The following is a 20,692-nucleotide window of genomic DNA, read 5'->3' on the forward strand; positions in this document are numbered from 1 at the left end:
AGTGGTGAAAAATATGAGTCTGTGAAATTATTTAAATTAAGCTAAGAAAATTTGCATTTAACCTACTATTGGTCTTTTTGGTGCACATTTCTGATTTAGGCAAATCGAACTATAGCGGTAAAAAAAATTGTTCCAGCAGTTTAAAGCTTTTTAGGCTTTGTACGAGAATACATCAAATATTTACTCTTCAATAAATCATCAAGATTTCCTTCCCTACTACGAAGAAGAGGTGGTTGATGGCCTATTAAGATAAAAAAGATAAGGGTAGTTTTGTTGGATGCTAATCACGGTTTATGCAATAATTATTACGGCTTTCTGGATCATAGCGAGCGCCTACTTGTTAATTAACTCTACCAGGATTATCTACCTAAAAGATGTATCACCTACATCCAATTTTCCCGAACCTTTTGTTGCCATTATTATTGCTGTAAAAGATGAAGAGAAAGAGGTTGAGCAAGCCCTCAATAGCGTTTGTAATCTCGATTATACAAATTTGAAAATCATTGTAATTAATGATCGTTCTACTGACCGCACTCCTGAGATCTTAGATAAGATGTCGAAGCTGCATCCTACCCTTTCTGTTATTACGATCAAAGATCTCCCTTCTGGCTGGCTAGGAAAAAACCATGCATTGTACCAGGGGTATTGTGCTTCCAATGAGGAATGGCTGCTTTTCACAGATGCAGATATCGTGTACGAAAAGCAGTCACTAAAAAAAGCGATGCACTATGTTTTATCAAACGGCGTCGATCACCTAACCGCTCTTCCTGAAATCAGTTCACGATCTTCCCTTTTTAAAAGCGTTATGTCAACTTTTGCGCTTATGCTTGAAATGAAGCTGCGACCCTGGAAAGCTTCTGATCCTTCTTCAAATGCTTCTATTGGTGTTGGAGCTTTTAACCTTCTTAAACGCACCGCTTATGAAAGAGCGGGAACGCATACAGTAATTTCCCTTCGACCCGACGATGATTTAAAGTTAGGAGAACGAATAAAGAAAGCAGGGCTAAAACAAGATGTGATGTATGGCAACAAGGAGATTTCCCTGGAATGGTACACGAGCCTAAACGAATTTATCAAAGGCCTGATGAAAAACACTTTTGCGGTTTCCAATTATCGCCTGCCTACCGTCATTTTTATCGCAGTCATGACGTTAGTGGTCTTTGTTTTGCCCATACCGATATTACTTACCCAGGACAAACTTGGGTTGTTTCTCGCAATCTTTATCCTGTTATCACAGATCGTTCTAATGGTTTTGAAGAAAGGTTTACAGGCAAAGTGGTGGCACGCTTTAATGATCCCTTTTGCCGGCTGCATCACGGTTTACATTCTTGTAAAATCTACCTATAAAACATTGAAACAAGGAGGCATTTATTGGCGGGATACTTTTTACTCTTTGGGGGAGCTCAAGAAGCAGAAGTAGCAGACTTTAGTTTTGATTGATTTTAAGATACCAGCCAAATAACTCCGATTGATCATTCTTGCGACGCATTTCGTTCATCAGCATCTCTTTTATGTACATTTCAAATTCCCAAAACTTAATTGCTACTAACGCATTTTTAGCCGCAAAACATAATTAGTGGCCGTAATGAAAAGCGTCTTTTGATCGGCAGAAAAAGCGCAATTAGAAGGAGCTACGGGTAATTTTATTTTACCTAATAGTTTGCCTTGCCGACTAAAGATAAAAACACCGCCGGGGCCGGTAGCAAACACGTTTCCATTTTTATCAATCTTCAATCCATCTGGCAACCCCTTGCCTTCGTTAAAGTGTGAACCGGCATTATAAAAAATGCGTGCGTTAGTGAGAGTGTCATTGGCAACATCAAAAGAATACCAGAAGGGTTTTAAAGAATCTGAATTAGCAACAAGCAAGGTTTTTTCGCCAGGAAAAAAAGCTATTCCATTTGGGCGGGTTATCGTGTCACACAACAATATCAACTCTCCTGTTAGCTTGGCTTTGTAAACGCCCTGAAAAGAAATTTCCTTTGCAGGATCAGCCATGTTCTTCTCCAAGCCATAAGGGGGATCGGTAAAAAATAAATTTCCGTTTGTATCAAAAGTTGCATCGTTAGGGCTGTTCAATCGCTTATCCTGGTAGGCCGATGCCAGAGATACATATTCAGATTTTGGATTACTAAGGTCAGCATTCATTCTTGCTACTTGTCTATTTCCATGTTGACATAATACCAGCTTGCCCTCATTGTCTAGCAACAAACCATTCGAGCCAATCTCTCCGCCTCGCGTTGTCGTAGCGGTATATCCCGAAGGCGATACATAAACGTCGGCCTTTTTTCCCTCTGTCCATTTATACACTTTGTTTGAAAAAACATCAGAGAAAAGAAGCATCTTTTTATCTTCCAGCCAAAGTGGTCCTTCCGTCCATTTAAAGCCATCTGCTATAATCTCAATTTCTGCATCAGGTGAAACAATAGAGTCTAAAGACGGATCTATCCGTTGTATGCTACCAAGATTTTTTGATTGTTGACAAGAAGAAAAAATCAAGATTAATACGGGAATAAGAATTTTGTTCATAGCAAAAGTTTTGGTCGATAGAGTTAGTAAGCGTTTTAAATTAAGTTCAAAGAAAGTCGCTGCCATTTAATGACCTTAATATACAATTTAAAAATTAAGGCGATTCGTGCAATCTAAAGCGTTCTTAGAAATTATTGCTAGTGAAGAAAGAACTCTAAAAAACGTTGTAAGTAAAGGGGGCTTAGGTCACGTAATTGAGTGGTTTAGCTGTTACCTTCGTCTTATTATAAATTCTAATAAAATGCCTAAAAACCTTCATAGCTCCCCTTTTCAAATTAATAGAGAAATACCTTGGGAAGATCTTGGCAAAGGAATGCAACGCCAGCTTTTTGGCTACAATGAAACGATTATGATGGTGAAAGTAAAGTTTGAAAAAGGTGCTATTGGCGAAGCCCATAGTCACCCTCATACACAGGTTTCATATGTTGAAAGCGGGGCTTTTGAAATGACCATTGGCGATGAAAAGAAAGTTATTAAAGCAGGTGACGGCTTCTATGTACATCCTGGTATCCTTCACGGTACAGTATGCCTAGAGCCGGGTGTTTTAGTAGATGTCTTCACGCCGCAACGAGAAGACTTTTTGCCTAAAATGAATTAGTCTTGCAAAAAGGTTCGTTATACCAAGTCGATGTCAAAATTTACCAACTCAACAAACTCTTCAAGTCTCTCGTCTATTTCTCTTTTTGTGATTTCGGTAAGTCTTTGAGTGCCGAACTTTTCTACACAGAAACTTGCCATTGCGCTGCCCATAATGATAGCAGTCTTCATGTTATCAAAAGAAATGTCTTTTGTTTTTGCAAGGTGACCGATGAAACCGCCCGCGAAAGTATCGCCGGCGCCAGTTGGGTCGAACACATCTTCTAATGGTAAAGCGGGAGCAAAGAACACATGATTTTCATGAAACAGTAATGCACCGTGTTCACCTTTTTTGATGATCAGGTATTTCGGGCCCATCGTTAATATTTTATTGGCAGCTTTTACCAAGCTGTACTCATGGCTCAACTCTCTTGCTTCGCTGTCGTTAACCATTAGTACATCAACCATAGTAAGCACATCCTTGAGGTCGTCTAAAGCAATTTCCATCCAGAAGTTCATGGTATCCATTACAACCAATTTCGGACGCTTTTTCATCTGCTGAATAACACTTCTTTGCACTGCAGGAACAAGGTTACCCAACATTAGAAACTCGCAATCCTGGTAACTCTCAGGAACAACGGGGGTGAAGTTTTCAAGAACGTTTAGTTGAGTCTCCAATGTGTCCCGTGTGTTCATGTCCATGTGGTAGCGACCACTCCAGAAAAAACTCTTTTCATCTTTCTTTATTTGCACACCTTCAAGCTGTACGCCTCTTGAAGCCAATGCATCCAGTTCTGCCTGTGGAAAATCTCCACCTACTACTGAAATCTGCTTGATTGGCTTTGTAAAATTGCTTGCGCTATAAGCGATATAAGTAGCTGCCCCACCGATAATTTTATCTGATTTACCAAAAGGAGTTTCAATTGCATCAAAGGCCATTGAACCGACCACGACTAAAGACATAGATGAAGTTTTTTAAATAGTTGTTCTTGCTGTAGAGACAAAGCCGTAAATACGTTCAATATCGCTATTGGGGTGCGAAACTAAAGGATTTTTATAAAGCATCCTAAAGAAGCCTTTCGCCTTAATACAATTGTTTAATAACGACTACGGTATTGATGTTTTTAAGAGAAATATTAGCAATTGGCAATAAGGCGACGCCATAAAAAGATGCCGTACAAGGGTGTGACACAACAGGAGTTATATTGAAACACCAATGCCGGCCTCGTAAGAAAGCATATCTTATACATCTCATATAAAACTTAGCTTATAACCTTTTTGTTTGTTAATTAAACCTCACACCTATCTTAATCATCAAATGCTACTTGATATCTTTGTTTCATCTTAACGAGCATGCGCACATGGGAAAAATCAAACCGACTGAAAATAATAGTAAGAGGGAATTTATAATAGGGCATGCTGCCAGACTTTTTAAAGAAAAAGGATATAAGGCTGCAAGTATGAGGGAATTAGCAGCTGTGGTAGGTGTAGAAGCAGCAAGCTTGTACAATCATATTGAATCTAAAAACGATTTGCTTGAGGCGATTTGCATGAATGTAGCCAATAGGTATACCTCCCACATAAGCGACCTTGAAAACCAGCCCGGGCCGGTAATTGATAAAATAGAAAAGCTGCTGAGATTTCATGTACGCGAAATGATGGACAACTACGAGGAAGTATACGTAACTGATCATGATTGGAGAAACATGGATGAACCGCACTTATCGGAGTACCGCGAGATGCGCAGAAATTATCGCAAGCGATTTGCTGCCGTGGTACAGCAAGGTGTAGACAACAAAGAAATTAAGGCAGTTGATGCTAATAGCGCAGTAATGATTTTTATTAATGCAATTGGCGCCGTCGATCAATGGCACCGAATTGTACATAAGGTAAACCGCAACGACCTCGAAGAGAATATTATAACCATTCTCGTTGACGGCATAAGAAATTAGGGCAAATGCTCATTTAAGGTTTGGAGCAAAAAATAACTTTTCTTCTCGCTGCCTATCGTTAATTTCGCGAAATTTCGCTTTAATGTCCAACACTTTATCGTCTAACGAATCTATACCTTCTCAGAAGAAAAAAATCATTGTTTTAGGAAGTGGCCCCAACCGTATCGGGCAGGGAATCGAATTCGATTACTGCTGCGTGCATGGCCTGATGGCAATCAAAGAGTCGGGCTATGAAGCTATCATGATTAATTGTAATCCTGAAACTGTTAGTACCGATTTTGATATTGCCGACAAGCTATATTTTGAGCCTGTTTATTGGGAGCACCTGTGGGAGATTATAGAACTGGAGCAACCGTATGGCATAATTGTACAGCTTGGCGGGCAGACAGCATTAAAACTTGCAAGAAAACTTCACCAAAGAGGAATTAGGATTATCGGTACTTCCTTTGACAATATGGACATTGCCGAGGATCGCGGAAGATTTAGCGATCTTTTAAAAGAACTAGAAATCCCTTATCCTGAGTACGGCACTGCTTATACAGCGGATGAGGCTATTGAGGTTGCAAACAGGGTTGGTTACCCGGTGTTGGTTCGCCCAAGTTATGTATTAGGCGGGCAAAGAATGCGGATTGTAATAAACGATGAGGAGGTTGAAAACGCCGTTGTGAGCCTGCTTAAACACATCCCTGATAATAAAATTTTGATTGATCATTTTTTGGACCGTTGCCAGGAAGCGGAAGTTGACGCCATTTTTGATGGAGAAGACTTTCATGTAATGGGTGTGATGGAGCATATTGAGCCTGCCGGAATTCATAGTGGTGATAGTAACGCAGTACTTCCAGCTTTTAATTTGACTCCGCTGGTTATTACAACCATGGAATATTACTCAGAAAAGATAGCGCGGGCACTAAATATTAAAGGCCTCATCAACATACAGTTTGCAATTAAAAATGACAAGGTATATGTGATCGAAGCGAACCCGAGAGCTTCGCGTACCACGCCTTTTATTGCAAAAGCTTACCAGATCCCTTACCTAAACATCGCTACTAAGGTGATGCTTGATACTGCCAAATTAAAAGACTTCACATTCGAGAAGAAGCTTGAAGGTTTTGCTATAAAAGAGCCTGTTTTCAGCTTTGACAAATTCCCCGGCGTTAGCAGAGAGTTAGGGCCCGAGATGAAAAGCACAGGTGAGGCAATCAGGTTTATCAAAGACTTACGCGACCCTTACTTTAGGATGCTGTACAAAGAAAGAAGTATGCATCTGAGTAAGTAGCAATCGAATTGCGGGAGACGATGCCGTAATTTTTTTATTAACCCGGCAGTTAGTTATCAAGCAGCATTGTTGCGTCGCATTTCGTTCATCCAAATATCGCTATTCTGCTTCTTGCAGTATTTGCCCTAAAAAGCATTAAAGCTTTAGCTTTTATTCTCTTTAGCAAATCCATTTGTTTTTTCTTCAAACAAAGAAGAAAACTTTGGACTTTCCGTTTTCTTCCATTTATCCCAGAAAGTAAAATACAGGCCGAAATTGTACTTGAACTGTTTGTGGTGCAGTGAGTGATGAGTAGCTCCGATCAGCCATCGCCCTACAAAATGACGATGAAAATTTGCCGGGTACGTTTCAATTTCAAGGTGATTGATAACACTGCTAAAAGTCATGATCGTTAATTGAAACAATAAAACATAGACATGCATCGGAAGAAATATAATTGTCAGGGGCAAAATAATTGCTTGCAGAATGCCTTCCAAAGGGTGGAATGAGAATGCAGTCCATGCACTTGTCGTGCTGCTATCGTGATGAACTTTGTGTAACAATTTAAAAACCTTCGGTCGGTGCATCCACCTGTGTAACCAATAGTAATAAGTTTCGTGGATAAGCATAGAAACTAAGAGGCTAAGCGGCATGTACCACAAAGGATAGTCTTCCAAGTTTAGGTACAACTTAGTGTACCCTTTTTGCCAAAGAATGGCTGTAAACGTTCCTGCAAAAGCAAAGATGAGAGAAGTAATGGTTGACCACTTCAGCTCCCTGTAAAACTGGGTATTGCCTTCTTTTTTTTTACCCAGGCTTCTGCTGTTCCATTGCTTACCCCTAAAGCGGTAAAACCAGAATTGAAATAAGCCTGCGATCACAAAGTATCTTCCCACGACCACCAGAAACATTACAAGTGTGGCAAGCAGGAAAACGAGAGGATTTGTAAAATCGGGCATCACGGCAGTATTACAATAATGAAATTAAAGGGAACTCACAGATTTAATACAATTGCAGGCTGCGCTTGTTCATAAAAAAACCCGGCTAAGCCAGGTTTTAAATTTAAATTTTTATTTCTTCTTCGTTCTGATCGTAAAAGTGAAACTCGATTAACGTGTAATTGTTATTGGGTAACACGTTTATATTGGTCTTGAATTTCTTGTTCCACTTATATTTAATCGAATTGAAGAACCAGCCTTTCGTCAAATGAGAATGAACGATCGGGTTCACATGCAACGTAAGATTCTTATGTTGATGTGTAACAAGATAGAGTAGCTTCTTTTCTATTTCGTCAACTAGTAGTATGGTTGAAGTAATTTTACCGGTCCCGTTACAACTCGGGCAAACTTCAGAAGTATTGATATTTACTTCGGGTCTCATTCTCTGCCGGGTGATCTGCATGAGACCAAACTTAGAAATTGGAAGCACTGCATGTTTCGCACGATCGGTCCGCATAAAATTATCCATTGCGTCCTGCAACTTCTTTTTATTGTCAGGGAGCTTCATATCGATGAAGTCAACGACAATAATTCCCCCGATATCTCTTAGTCTTAATTGGCGCGCGATTTCCTCCGCGGCTTCCATATTTGTTTGAAGAGCGTTTTCCTCCTGGTTGTTCCCCACGCTTTTGTAACCGCTATTTACGTCGATCACGTGGAGGGCTTCTGTATGTTCAATAATCAAATAAGCACCACTAGGAAGATTTACTGTTTTACCAAAAGCACTTTTAACCTGCTTGGTTATTCCATAATGATCAAAAATGGAGGCGCCATTTTGATACATCCCTACAATCTCCGCTTTTTCAGGCGCAATCTTCTGAATATAGTTTTTGGTATCGTTGTAAATGCCATTGTCGTTTACGACAATCTTATTAAAATCTTCTGTAAGAAGATCTCTCAACATACTTGTAGCCTTTGTTTGCTCGCTCAAGATTTTTGCCGGCGCTTCAGCCCCTCTTAAGTTTCTCTGAATACCCTTCCATGTATTAATTAGTGAAGTCAGATCTTCGTGCAACTCTGCTGTATTTTTCCCTTCAGCGGCGGTTCGTACAATTACTCCAAAGTTTTTCTCCTTGATTGCTTCTACGATTTTCTGTAACCGTTTGCGTTCCTCACCACTATGTATTTTTTTGGAAACTGCAACAATATCATTGAAAGGAGTAAGTACTACAAAACGACCAGGGAGCGAAATTTCACAACTAAGCCGTGGCCCTTTGGCTGCGATCGGCTCTTTTAGAATCTGAACTAAAACATTTGGCTTCCCACTTAGTACCTCATTTATTTTACCTGTTTTTAAGATTTCAGGCTCTACCTCGAACTTTGTAAAATCCAAACCCTCTTCAGATTTGTCTGCTACACTTAACTGAGTAAATTTTAAAATGGAACGGGCAAATGGACTTAGGTCTGTGTAATGTAGAAAGGCATCTTTTTCGAAACCTACATCAATAAATGCAGCGTTTAATCCAGGTATTAATTTTTTTACTTTTCCAAGATAGAGATCACCAACACCAAAACTAGAGTCTGTTTTGTCGTTGTGTAATTCTACCAGCTTTTTGTCTTCTAATAAGGCTATTTCCACCCCATTTGGGGTAGAGTTAATGATAAGTTCTTTGTTCAAAATTGCAACTTTTAAAAATTCACACAAGTTCCCCGCTAAGGAGAGCACACCATTTCGTCACCGTGTTGAACCAACACGAAATTATCCTGCCACTTTTTATTGATAAGGTAAAGGTAAAAGTTGCAAAACAGGCGGTTGGCAGACCAGTAGAAAGTTGAAAATGCCGGAGAATAACTGCTACTCTCCGGCATTGCAAATAATGACAGGATGAGAAGAAGAACTACTTCTTCTTTTTATGACGATTTTTTCTTAATCTCTTTTTACGCTTGTGCGTCGCAATCTTATGACGCTTTCTTTTCTTTCCGCAAGGCATGATATAATAATTTTTAGTTTATAATTACTGTTATTGTAATGCTTTTATTCGTGTTTCTAATTCTTTTTGAACTTCAGGGTTTGGTATTTTACCTTTCACTATTTTGTACCATTTGATAGCATTCTCTTTATCACCCTTCTGATCAAAAGTCTCTGCAAGGTTTAAAACTGCTTCAAGATTTTCCGGCTGTTTCTTAACTATAGTTTCAAAGTGCTCAATTGCTTTATCAAATTGCCCACTTCTCACACCCCCAAGACCCAATATTAAATGAGCAAAAAGGTTGTTAGGATCTCGTTGTATCACTTCTCTTATCAACGATATGCCTTCCATCGGGTTATCTGAAATGCTGCCAAAAATGTAGCACGCTCCTAACCCAACCTTGCTGCTATCGTTAGCCGGATTTACTTCTAACGCTCTCTGAAAAAGATCTTTTGCATTTGTTGCTAACCAGTTCTGCATTGGAGGATCAGCCTCGGTTTTTAGATTGGTTAAAAACAAATGGGCTGCGAAGGTGAGGCTTTTTTCAGAATTTTCCAACTTCGCTGCTTCTGCCGTATAATAGGCGTATGGTTCAAATAACCTTACGCTATCTTCCCAGAAGGAAGCTAGCGTTTTGTAAACGCGGAGCTGCTGATTTTTAACGTCACCTCTTTTTACACTATTTTCAAGGGAAGTAACTCTTTCCAGCTGTTGCGGAGTCAATCGCTCTTTAGCATGCGTAAGCAATTTCTCAGATTCAATTTTCTTTTGCTCGTGAGGAGTATTCGCAGCAACTGCAGCAGCAGGCTTTGCCGGGGGTATAGTATTACCAAAGAAGAATAATAGGATAAATAACATAACGCCGCCACCTACCAATAGAAGTTGTTGTTTCTTCACGATTATTTATTATCCGGCAAATGTAGATTAAATGGTGGGTGTATTGTCAGTTGTTTAGTTAAAAGAAGCGGGCAAACAGTGTGGAAATAAAACTCATTAAACAGCCCCGTCTTCATGTTTCCTTTTACTTTTAACTTCGCTAACAAACTCTTTTGCTGGCTTAAAGGCTGGAATGAAATGCTCAGGAATTTCAACAGCAATATTACGTTTAATATTTCTGCCAATTTTGGCAGCCCTTTTCTTAGTTATAAAGCTACCGAACCCTCTTATATAAATATTTTCCCCTTGCGAAAGACTGTCCTTCACTTCCTTGAACATCGTTTCTAATGTTACTAAAACATCAACTTTAGGTATGCCCGTTTTTTCTGAAATTTGATTTATTAAGTCTGACTTTCTCATTGGGTAGTTATTTTTTCTTTTCTACTCAAACTGTTTTTTTTCGCCGTGCGTGTTGAGTATTCTTTTTTAAAAAACCCTTTTTTACTTTGGCTTACTCTACTGTTAATCAATTAATATTAAAGAAAGTTAAATAAAATTTTATTGTCTTTAATTAATTATAAAGTGATAATTGTGTCTTTATATTCGACGTACTCATGGAAAATAATTTCACCAGGAACATAATCAATTGGCACTTAGAGGGAAATAAAAGAATCATGCCATGGAAAGGGGAAAAAGACCCTTATAAAATTTGGATTAGCGAAATTATTCTTCAACAAACACGTGTGACGCAAGGACTTGCGTATTACAATAATTTTATTGAAGTTTTTCCGGACTTGAAAAGTCTTGCTGAAGCACCAAACGAAGCGGTTTTCAAGGCTTGGGAAGGTTTAGGCTATTATTCAAGGTGCAAACACTTGCTTTTTACTGCACGTTATATATTAGATGATTTAGAGGGGAAATTTCCGGAAACCTACGAAAATCTATTAAAACTCAAGGGTATAGGACCTTACACCGCGGCTGCCATTTCGTCTTTTGCGTATGGACTTCCACATGCAGTGGTGGATGGGAATGTTTTTAGGGTGCTAGCGAGATTTTTTGGGGAAGCGATAGCTATTGACTCAGTTAAAGGAAAGGAACTTTTTACCGGCCTTGCAAATAGGTTGTTATTCAAAGAAGACTCTGCCGCTTATAACCAGGCACTTATGGATTTTGGTGCAACGATATGTAAGCCGCAATTACCTGATTGTTTTAATTGCGTTCTTCAACAAGAGTGCGTGGCTTACAATTCTGGACTAGTTAATGAACTTCCTGTAAAAGAAAAACGACTAATAAAACGAAAGCGGTTTTTTACATACTTCATCTTCATGACTGACGAAGGAGTGCTAGTTCGAAAACGGATAGACAAAGACATTTGGGAGAACCTGTACGAATTTTATTTAGTTGAATCAAGCAAAGAGTTACACTGGAAACAGAAAGACATCAAACAGTGGTTGAATGAGCAATTAGGCATCAACGATTTTTCAATTATCAAAATTTCTGATCCGTATACTCAGCACTTAACTCATCAAACCTTACTGGGAAGATTTATTACAGTAAAGCTGCCTATTGTGCCAGCATCATTAAAACACTTTTTAGAGCTAAACGCTGATGAGCTTTCCCTTGTCCCCTTTCCAAAATTTATAAACCGGCATCTACAAGACCAATCTTTCCTTGGAGGTACAATCGAAAAAATTCTGGTTTGAAAAAGACCATTTCACTTTAGAGTTCTAGAAGCACCGATTAGCTGAAACTAACATGACCATTTGCCGCTTTTGGTAAAAACTGCCTAAATACATCATTAGAAGAATAAATTTTTTTCAATGCTTGAATTGTTTTATAAAAAAAAGTAATTTTAGAGAGCTGACAAATTAGAAGGGAAGTCACTTTAAAATTCGAACTATCATGAGAGGCGTAAATAGAGTAATACTAATTGGCAATCTTGGGAAGGATCCGGATGTACAATACCTGGAAGGAAATATTGGAGTAGCAAAATTTAGTTTAGCAACTACTGAAACATACAAAGACAGAAGCGGAAAGCTTGTTTCTCAAACTGAATGGCATACGGTGGTACTGTGGAGAGGACTGGCGGAGCTGGCACAGAAATATTTACATAAAGGAAGCCTCGTTTATATAGAGGGAAGACTAAGAACCCGAAGCTGGGAAGACAAAGAAGGAAATAAGAAATTTGCTACGGAAGTTGTCGGAGATAACCTTATAATGCTTGATAAAAGAGGTGAAGGCCACGGATTTAGTGTCGGCAACCATCATGATAACCTCGAAGGCATAAGCAATGCAGATATCCCCCCTATCGGAGAAACTAGGGAAGACCTGCCTTTTTAAATAAAATTAATTAGTTTATATATTCGCATAGCCTAAGGGGTCATGCTACCTTTATATCGTTAACCAAACCCATTGCTGTTTTGGATCATCACCCGGATTTGTATTATTTTCTTAACGCAGTTACCCCCGCTGCTATAAATACACAGGCTTCGACTATTTTAATTTTTCTTCTTATTATTTTATTGCTAATATCTTTCTTTGTTTCCGGGGCCGAAGTAGCTTTCTTTTCTCTTTCTTATAAAGACATTAATATGCTTAAAACTAAGCAACAATCTGCTTATAAGCGGATTGTTGACTTGTTGGAAGAGCCTAAGACCTTGCTTGCCTCATTACTTATCGCGAACAGTTTCGTTAACATTTCAATAATCATTATTTCAAATTTTGTTATCGATGGATTGTTTGAATACAATACACAACTTTGGTGGGTAGAATTCTTAATCAAAGTATTAGCAGTTACTTTTTTGCTGGTTTTATTTGGGGAGGTTATGCCAAAAGTAATGGCTACCCAAAACAACATCCGTTTTGCAAAAGATGCCGGAGCATTGGTAGAAGCAATCTCTTACCTGTTTAAAGGACTGAGTTTGAGATTGGTGGGTACATCTGATTTCATTGAAAGGAAGCTTGCAAAAAAATCGAACAACTCATACAGCCTTGAAGAGTTGGATCATGCGATTGATATTACAACCGACAGCGAAGCCTCTCAAAAAGAAAAAAATATTTTGAAAGGGATTGTCAAGTTCGGAAACATAACAGCGAAGCAGGTAATGAAAGCAAGGCTTGACGTAAGTGGAATAGAGCATTCAACATCGTTTGGTGATTTGGTTAAAAAAGTGGAGGAACTGCATTACAGCAGGTTGCCCGTGTATAAAGAAGATCTGGATGCAGTGGTAGGAATAATTCATACAAAAGACCTTTTGCCACACTTAGGAAAGCCTGACGATTTTGCATGGCAGCCTTTGATGAGAGCTCCTTTTTTTATTCACGAGCAAAAAATGATTGAAGACCTATTACAGGAATTCCAGGCAAAAAGGACGCACTTTGCTGTTGTAGTGGACGAGTTTGGTGGTACAAGCGGAATTGTAACGCTCGAAGACATTATGGAAGAAATTATCGGCGATATAAAGGATGAATTCGATGAAGAAGATGTAGCCTACACTAAAGTTGACGACTACAATTACATCTTTGAAGGAAAAATAATGATCCATGACGTGTGCCGTGTTATGGAACTTCCTATGGAAACATTCGACGAGGTAAGAGGTGAAAGCGAATCACTTGCAGGACTGGTTCTGGAGCTAGCCGGCGAAATACCGGTTGCGAACGAAGTAGTGTCAAGTGGTGATTTTGAATTTACTGTTTTAGAAATCGAAAAAAATCGATTGCAAAAAATTAAGGTTACTATAAAACCTCATGCGCCGGAGTAGATGTAGATTTGAAGCCTTCTTAAAAAATATCATTGAAAAAATTATTTCCTATTTTCCGTTGTCGATCTTTTTCTCAAGATCTCTCCGCAACAGCTTTTATTCTTCCTATCTTGTTAGTCTTATTTAGCAGCTCAATTACGTCGTGCAACAGCGACTATACCCCGAAGCCTAGAGGTTATTTTAAGATCGAATTACCTAAAAAACAATACAGGGTTTTTAACCAGCCGGGTTATCCATACTCGTTCGAATACCCAACTTATGCAGAGGTTGTAAAAGACAGTAGCTTTTTTGGAGAGGCTACAGAAAATTCCTGGTGGATTAATATCGACTTCCCTCAATTTAATGGTCGCATTTATGTGAGCTATAAAGACCCAAAGAAGGAAAAGTTTGATAAGTTGATAAGTGACTCTTACAAATTAACTAATAAGAATACTGTAAAGGCTTATAGTATCGACGACTCGCTTATTACAAATCCTCATAACGTGCATGGTATTTTCTTCAAACTGGGCGGAGACGTTGCGACTGCAAACCAGTTTCTATTGACTGACACTACCAAACACTTTCTCAGGGGCGCTCTTTACTTCGATGCTACTCCCAATGAAGATTCTTTGGCTATCGTAAACCGATTCTTGATCGAGGATGTAAAGCACCTGATTAATACTTTCAAGTGGAATTAAGCTGATTCTATAAAATCTCATAACCTTACCGGCGGCTTGCTATCAATAGATTGAGATCGGTATACTTTAAATCAAATCGCTGGGATAAATAGAAATTGGTAAGATGCCCTTTATACATGTAGATCCCGTTCCGAAGATTGAAGTCGTGCCATGCCATTTCTTCCACTCCCCCTTCATCACTTACATTTAATAACAATGGCATTAAAACGTTGCTAATTGCCTGGCTGGCAGTTCGTGCAAATCCGCTTGGAATATTAGGAACACAGTAATGGATGATTCCATGCTTTACAAAAGTTGGTTGTTCATGACTGGTAATCTCACTCGTCTCAAAACATCCACCCCTGTCAATACTCACGTCTATGATTACGCTGCCTGTTCTCATAGCCGCCACCATTTCTTCTGAAACCAAAATGGGTGTCCTACCGAACTCACTGCTTAGTGCTCCAACTGCCACTTCGCAGGTTTTTAACTGTTTTGCCAGAATTTTCGGCTCTATTACGCTTGTCCACACTCGAACTCCCAAATTATTCTGTAACCTCTTTAAACGGTATACATTATTATCAAACACTTTTACGGAAGCGCCCAAAGCTAAAGCGGTGCGTGTGGCAAACTCGCCTACTACCCCGGCTCCTATAATGATAACTTTTGTTGGGGGAATACCACTAATACCTCCCAATAAAACCCCTTTGCCATCGTTTGCACAACCCAGGTATTGTCCAGCAATCAGCATAATAGCAGCGCCCGCAATTTCACTCATGCTTCTAACGATAGGGTAAGTGCCGCTTTGATCTTTTAAATTCTCAAAGCTTAATGCAGTCACTTTCTTCTCCATCATCTTTTGGAGAAATTCACCTTTCATCGCCGACAAATGAATTGGGGAAATAATGGTCTGACCCATTTGTAACAGTGGCAAATCTTCTTCGACAACAGGTGCACTTTTTACCAACAAAGGCGCTTTAAAAACTTCTTCGCGTTTAAATTCTATTTCTGCTCCTGCTTCGCTATAATCTCTATCAGAATATTTGCTTCCCTCCCCTGCTAACGATTCTATTGTCACTTTATGCCCGTTGCTCACTAACACGCTTACACCTTCCGGTGTCAGCGCTATTCGATTTTCCTGGAACGCCGTTTCTTTCGGAATGCCTATATATAATTGTTTTCCCTGGGCCTTTATATCAAGGGTTTCTTCTAAAGTTTCGTATGAGAAAGAGGTACTTATAAGGGGCTTTACAGATGCCATGTACGCACAAAGTTAATTACAGAATAATTTTGCAATATAAGGGCTTTAGAATTTATCATTTAAAGCTAGGTTGTTTTTACCAGAATGGGGGTTTGCAATAAGTAGGCTGTTACAATCCAACTAAACCACACTGACCAACCTTATTCAAAAGAAAGTTGCCTTGTCTCTGCATCAACAATTGATATCGTTACATGAAGACAATCGTCTGGCAAAAGGCCCGGTGCTCTTTCCGGCCACTCAACCATGCACAGGCTTCCGCTAAATAAAGGGTCTTCAACGCCTGCCTGCAAAGCCTCCTCTTCATCCTTCAGGCGGTACCAATCCATATGATAAATCTGCCCAGCCTTTTCACTTTTATACTCGTTAATGATAGAATATGTAGGACTTCCAATGGCGGACACGACTTCGAGGTTTTCGCAAATTGCATGAATAAAAGTTGTTTTCCCTGCACCCATTTCTCCATGAATTGCCCAAACCTTTTTTTCTTTGGCTGATTCAAATACCTTTTCTGCCGCTTGTTTAATTTCTGCTAATGTGAAAAGCAATGTCATTGTGAAGGGATTGTAAAATCATTCAAAATAGGATCTAAATGCAACGATGTAGTAAAGATAGTGCCGCGAAGAAAACAGGTAGGAGTTCGGTATAAAGTAACTTTGCACAGAACAACGATTTTAACTGAACTAAGATGGAAAAAGTGAATTGGAAAGTGGAAGGGATGACATGTAGTAATTGTGCGTTAAGCGTAAACAAGGTTTTACAGAAGCAAGGGATGCACGAAATTTTGGTAAACCCCATCAGCGGTGAGGTGGTATTTGAAACAGCATCGGCAAATGGAAATCTTGAAAAAGCAAGAAAAAATATTGAACTACTTGGGTATACTGTTAAGACAGATGACCGGGAAACAGTATCTCAACCACCCAAGAAATTTCTAAGTACGCACATGCAGAAATTCTGGTTCTGCCTGCCGTTCACTTTGTTGTTAATGTTAGGACATATGGGCGCAACACTTAACCTGCACCTGTTGCATAATCCTTTAATACAACTGGCTTTATGTCTGCCGGTGTTTATAGTAGGAATGGGTTATTTCGGAAAAAGTGCAGTAAACAGTTTGCGATCAGGAGTTCCAAACATGAACGTATTAATTGCGCTTGGAGCTTCCGCAGCCTTTATCTATAGTCTCATCGGTTTAATTAGCGCCGATCCTTCCAGAATCTTTTTTGAGACTGCAGCCTCCATTATAAACATTGTTTTTTTTGGCAACTGGCTCGAAGACCTTTCCATAGAGAAAACTCAAAAAGCCATTAAAGAACTTACCCGAAACGAAAAGGTGATGGCCAACATGATTGCTTATGATGAGCAGCACAACGAGCATGTTTTCCCTATAGAAAATACTGCTTTAAAAGTAGGAGACTTGCTACTTATTAAAACCGGCGAACAAGTACCAATGGATTGTAAAATCTTAAGCGGCGAAGCTGAAGTAAATGAAGCAATCATAACAGGTGAAAGTGTTCCCGTCTTTAAAAAGCAAAATGATATACTAATAGGTGGAAGCGTAATCTCGAATGGTACCGTTAGAACTTATGTAACTGCTACCGGCAATGAAACGGTGCTGAATAGCATTGTACAGATGATGAAACAGGCTCAGAACCAAAAGCCACCAGTGCAGAAGTTGGTTGATAAAATTGCAGCCATTTTTGTTCCTGTTGTTATTTCTATTGCCCTGCTTACGCTTGTAGTTAACTACTTTTTTGTTCATCAAACTTTCCAGGAAAGTTTGATGAGAGCCATAGCCGTGCTGGTAATTTCTTGTCCATGCGCCATGGGATTGGCAACGCCGGCTGCCATTGCTGTAGGATTGGGCAGAGCTGCTAAAGAGGGCATTTTATTCGCAGACACTAAAAGCATGGAGTTGTTTAGAAACATCAAACAGATTGTATTTGATAAGACTGGAACGCTTACAAATGGAAAATTTAGTGTTACGAATTTCAAGAGTGAGATTGATACGGAGGAATTTAAAAGAATAGTTTTTTCCTTAGAAAAAATGTCAAACCATCCAATCGCAAAAAGCATTGCTGGATTATGGAAGGTTAGCACACCTGTAAGATGGAAAAAAGTAGAAGAGATAAAAGGTGTAGGCATGAAAGGAGAAGACAAAGAAGGCAACATTTACCTAATTGGTTCGTCAAAAATTAACGCTGCAATTAATGACGAAGACCATCATTTGTATGTTACAAAAAACGGTCAAATAATTGGGTGGATAGACATTGCCGACGAACTTCGACCCGAAGCACAAACGGTGATTGACTTCTGCAAAAAGAAGGGTATTAAAACAATTTTGCTTAGCGGAGATTCTATTAAAAAAACATCTGAAGTAGGAGCTCAACTCCAAATTGATGAGGTGCTTGCCGAACAAACGCCGCAACAAAAACTAGAAAAGATTGCACAGCTTGTAAGGGAACAACCAACCGTAATGGTCGGTGATGGAATTAACGATGCTCCTGCCCTTGCATCAGCAACGATCAGCATTTCTTTAAGTAAAGCATCACAGTTAGCCATTCAAAGTGCGTCAGTAATTTTGATGGATAGCGGACTTAAAAAGCTTCCTATGGCTATACAATTAGGTAAGCATACTTACGGTACTATAAAAGGTAACCTGTTCTGGGCTTTCCTCTACAATATTATCGCTATCCCGGTAGCTGCCGTTGGGTTACTTACTCCAACAGCTGGTGCACTTGTGATGGGTTTAAGCGACGTGGTACTAGCTGCAAATTCACTTTGGCTTAAATGGAAGAAGGTGCTTTAAAGTCAGCGATACAACGTTGCAGGTTTAAGCCTTTTCTCGCCAATTATTCATTTTTAGCTTTTTTTCCACTAGTTTCCTTGATGAGCTAAAGACGATTGAAAAGGTAAATTGCAAGATGCTCAAATACCTGTTGGCGTTCTCTTAGTACATAAACTGTCATCCTTGCCTTTACCAAAAGAAATACTTAAACAATACTGGGGACACGATTCCTTCCGCCCTTTGCAGGAAGAGATTATAGCCCAGGTAATGGATGGCAAAGATGTGTTAGCGCTGCTCCCGACAGGCGGTGGGAAATCTATTTGCTTTCAAATTCCCGCCTTAGCGAAAGACGGATTGTGTCTTGTCATTAGCCCGCTAATTGCCCTGATGAAGGACCAGGTTGAAAATCTGAAGAAGCGAAACATCATGGCGCTTTCCATTCATAGCGCTATGACCTATTTCGAAGTCAAACAGACTTTGCAAAATGCAGCGTTCGGTCCCTACAAATTTCTATATGTTTCGCCTGAGAGATTAGAAACAAACCTTTTTAAAGAATATCTGCCTGCATTCAATTTAAACCTTATTGCCGTTGATGAAGCGCATTGCATCTCGCAATGGGGTTATGACTTTCGTCCGCCTTATTTGCGAATTGCAAATATTCGCCATGAGTTTCCTACGGTGCCTGTTCTTGCGTTAACCGCTTCGGCCACTCCGGTAGTGCAAGAGGATATTTGTGATAAGCTGAATTTCGAAGAGCAAAATATCTTCAGGCAATCTTTCGAAAAGACAAATCTTTCATTCAGCGTTTTCAAAGCAGAAAGTAAGTTTAACAAACTGCTTGAAATTTTACAAAAAGTTCCCGGAACGGCGATCGTTTATTGCCGCAACAGAAAAAGGACGAAAGAATTTGCAAACCTTCTCAGGCTAAATAATATCTCAGCTGATTATTATCATGCAGGCCTGGTACAAAATGAACGAAGTCATAAGCAGGAAGATTGGATTGAAAACAGAACAAGAGTAATTGTTTCGACCAATGCTTTTGGGATGGGAATAGACAAGGCTGATGTAAAAGTGGTAGTTCACCTCGATATTCCTGACAACCTTGAAAACTATTACCAGGAAGCGGGACGCGCGGGAAGAGATGGCAAAAGGGCTTTCGCCGTTTTGTTATATACGCAACTCGACCTGGACGATCTTAAAAAATTGCCTGGTCAGAAGTTTCCTGCTGTTTCGGAAATTAAAAAAGTGTATACCGCTCTTCTAAATCACTTGCAAGTACCTGTAGGAGGCGGTGAAGGGCTTTATTATGATTTCAATCTGAACGACTTTGTTCTCAATTTTAAGCTGGATATTTTTCTTGTCATCAATGCGATTAAAGCTTTGGAACAGGAAGGCATTCTTACTTTTAACGAGCAGATTTTTATACCTGCAAAAGTCGCTTTCACCTGCGCCAAAGAAGAGTTACAGGCTTTTGAGAAATCGCACCCTCATTTGGAAAATATAATTAAATACCTGCTACGCAGCTACGAAGGAATTTTTGATAATGAAGTATCAATCAACGAAAAATTGATAGCCAGGTTAACAACCCTTTCTGCTGAAGAACTTGCCGGTCAATTGAAACAATTGAAAGCTTTTGGCATTATCGATTATCAACCTCAAAAAGAAACGCCACAGATATTTCTCCTGCAAAATCGTGCTTCTGCCGATCACCTCACTTTTCACCATGAAGCATATTTAAAGCGGAAGCAACAGTACCAGCTGAGAATTGACGCGATGGAAAAATACATTTTGCTGGAACGTGATTGTAGAAGTCAATACATTGGAAAATACTATGGTGATACCACCATGAAGAAGTGCGGCTCTTGCGATGTCTGCCTGCAGCAGAAGAGCCTTCAACTGTCAACCGAAGAGTTTGGAACTATTAGCAACAAAATTTTAGAAATCGTAAATAGTGCTACAGAAGTTGAACATCTTTTAAAACAATTAAACGGCATCAAAAAAGATAAAGTCTGGAAGGTGCTCGATTACTTGCAGGAAGAAAGAAAAGTGATTGTAAACGGGAAAGGATTATTAGAACCAGGATCAGGAAAAACCTAAGAAGCACGGTTTGCTAAAATGAGGCTTGCAGAGATTGCA

General features: G+C 39.4%; 18 protein-coding genes. 10 read left to right on the forward strand and 8 right to left on the reverse strand.

Annotation, left to right across the window (positions count from 1 at the left end; genetic code table 11):
- The first annotated feature begins 277 nt into the window (after positions 1-277).
- Positions 278-1,420 (forward strand): glycosyltransferase family 2 protein, encoded by a 1,143-nt coding sequence (locus SAE01_RS21225; RefSeq protein WP_147205823.1) that lies wholly within the window; start codon positions 278-280, stop codon positions 1,418-1,420.
- Between the two features lie 125 nt (positions 1,421-1,545).
- Here the strand turns inward: SAE01_RS21225 and SAE01_RS21230 are convergent, their stop codons facing one another.
- Entirely contained in the window at positions 1,546-2,529 is a 984-nt protein-coding gene (locus SAE01_RS21230) for an SMP-30/gluconolactonase/LRE family protein (RefSeq protein ID WP_147205824.1), read from the reverse strand.
- A 241-nt stretch (positions 2,530-2,770) separates the two neighbouring features.
- On the opposite strand from SAE01_RS21230, the gene SAE01_RS21235 reads away from it, so the two are divergent.
- Positions 2,771-3,127: a cupin domain-containing protein gene (locus SAE01_RS21235; RefSeq protein ID WP_147205825.1), complete on the forward strand. Its 357-nt coding sequence runs from the start codon at positions 2,771-2,773 to the stop codon at positions 3,125-3,127.
- 17 nt (positions 3,128-3,144) lie between these two features.
- Here SAE01_RS21235 and SAE01_RS21240 read toward each other — a convergent pair whose 3' ends face one another.
- Positions 3,145-4,068 carry a PfkB family carbohydrate kinase gene (locus SAE01_RS21240; protein WP_147205826.1) on the reverse strand — a complete coding sequence of 308 codons (924 nt, stop codon included), beginning with the start codon at positions 4,066-4,068 and terminating at the stop codon, positions 3,145-3,147.
- A 398-nt stretch (positions 4,069-4,466) separates the two neighbouring features.
- Here SAE01_RS21240 and SAE01_RS21245 point away from each other — a divergent pair, with 398 nt between their 5' ends.
- Together SAE01_RS21245 and SAE01_RS21250 are read left to right on the forward strand one after the other, a co-directional pair.
- Positions 4,467-5,057, forward strand: coding sequence for a TetR/AcrR family transcriptional regulator (locus SAE01_RS21245; protein WP_147205827.1), 591 nt, complete (start codon positions 4,467-4,469; stop codon positions 5,055-5,057).
- A gap of 82 nt (positions 5,058-5,139) precedes the next feature.
- Complete coding sequence (locus SAE01_RS21250; protein ID WP_147205828.1) at positions 5,140-6,333, forward strand: carbamoyl phosphate synthase preATP-grasp domain-containing protein; 1,194 nt, start codon at positions 5,140-5,142, stop codon at positions 6,331-6,333.
- A gap of 143 nt (positions 6,334-6,476) precedes the next feature.
- Here the strand turns inward: SAE01_RS21250 and SAE01_RS21255 are convergent, their stop codons facing one another.
- The 4 genes from SAE01_RS21255 to SAE01_RS21270 form a co-directional block, all read right to left on the reverse strand.
- A complete protein-coding gene (locus tag SAE01_RS21255; protein ID WP_246113295.1) occupies positions 6,477-7,271 on the reverse strand; it encodes a sterol desaturase family protein in 795 nt (264 codons plus the stop codon).
- A 103-nt stretch (positions 7,272-7,374) separates the two neighbouring features.
- Positions 7,375-8,928, reverse strand: coding sequence for an Rne/Rng family ribonuclease (locus SAE01_RS21260; protein WP_147205829.1), 1,554 nt, complete (start codon positions 8,926-8,928; stop codon positions 7,375-7,377).
- 343 nt (positions 8,929-9,271) lie between these two features.
- Positions 9,272-10,117 (reverse strand): tetratricopeptide repeat protein, encoded by an 846-nt coding sequence (locus tag SAE01_RS21265; RefSeq protein WP_246113296.1) that lies wholly within the window; start codon positions 10,115-10,117, stop codon positions 9,272-9,274.
- A gap of 96 nt (positions 10,118-10,213) precedes the next feature.
- Positions 10,214-10,516 (reverse strand): HU family DNA-binding protein, encoded by a 303-nt coding sequence (locus SAE01_RS21270; RefSeq protein WP_147205830.1) that lies wholly within the window; start codon positions 10,514-10,516, stop codon positions 10,214-10,216.
- A gap of 194 nt (positions 10,517-10,710) precedes the next feature.
- Here SAE01_RS21270 and SAE01_RS21275 point away from each other — a divergent pair, with 194 nt between their 5' ends.
- The 4 genes from SAE01_RS21275 to gldD all read left to right on the forward strand — a co-directional run bounded on the left by SAE01_RS21275 (position 10,711) and on the right by gldD (position 14,534).
- A complete protein-coding gene (locus SAE01_RS21275; RefSeq protein ID WP_147205831.1) occupies positions 10,711-11,799 on the forward strand; it encodes an A/G-specific adenine glycosylase in 1,089 nt (362 codons plus the stop codon).
- Positions 11,800-11,998: 199 nt separating this feature from the next.
- Positions 11,999-12,436, forward strand: coding sequence for a single-stranded DNA-binding protein (locus SAE01_RS21280; protein WP_147205832.1), 438 nt, complete (start codon positions 11,999-12,001; stop codon positions 12,434-12,436).
- Between the two features lie 80 nt (positions 12,437-12,516).
- Complete coding sequence (gene gldE / locus SAE01_RS21285; RefSeq protein WP_147205833.1) at positions 12,517-13,857, forward strand: gliding motility-associated protein GldE; 1,341 nt, start codon at positions 12,517-12,519, stop codon at positions 13,855-13,857.
- A 32-nt stretch (positions 13,858-13,889) separates the two neighbouring features.
- Positions 13,890-14,534 carry a gliding motility lipoprotein GldD gene (gene gldD / locus SAE01_RS21290; protein ID WP_246113297.1) on the forward strand — a complete coding sequence of 215 codons (645 nt, stop codon included), beginning with the start codon at positions 13,890-13,892 and terminating at the stop codon, positions 14,532-14,534.
- Positions 14,535-14,559: 25 nt separating this feature from the next.
- Here the strand turns inward: gldD and SAE01_RS21295 are convergent, their stop codons facing one another.
- The gene (locus SAE01_RS21295) at positions 14,560-15,774 is read right to left on the reverse strand and encodes an alanine dehydrogenase (RefSeq protein WP_147205834.1); all 1,215 of its coding nucleotides are present in this window, start codon (positions 15,772-15,774) and stop codon (positions 14,560-14,562) included.
- Between the two features lie 140 nt (positions 15,775-15,914).
- Positions 15,915-16,325: a tRNA (adenosine(37)-N6)-threonylcarbamoyltransferase complex ATPase subunit type 1 TsaE gene (gene tsaE / locus SAE01_RS21300; RefSeq protein ID WP_147205835.1), complete on the reverse strand. Its 411-nt coding sequence runs from the start codon at positions 16,323-16,325 to the stop codon at positions 15,915-15,917.
- A gap of 134 nt (positions 16,326-16,459) precedes the next feature.
- Between tsaE and SAE01_RS21305 the strand changes: the two genes are divergently transcribed.
- A complete protein-coding gene (locus SAE01_RS21305; RefSeq protein ID WP_147205836.1) occupies positions 16,460-18,577 on the forward strand; it encodes a heavy metal translocating P-type ATPase in 2,118 nt (705 codons plus the stop codon).
- A 162-nt stretch (positions 18,578-18,739) separates the two neighbouring features.
- Positions 18,740-20,653 carry a RecQ family ATP-dependent DNA helicase gene (locus SAE01_RS21310; protein WP_246113298.1) on the forward strand — a complete coding sequence of 638 codons (1,914 nt, stop codon included), beginning with the start codon at positions 18,740-18,742 and terminating at the stop codon, positions 20,651-20,653.
- Positions 20,654-20,692: the final 39 nt, after the last annotated feature.

This window comes from Segetibacter aerophilus (assembly GCF_007991655.1).
Taxonomy (GTDB): domain Bacteria; phylum Bacteroidota; class Bacteroidia; order Chitinophagales; family Chitinophagaceae; genus Segetibacter; species Segetibacter aerophilus.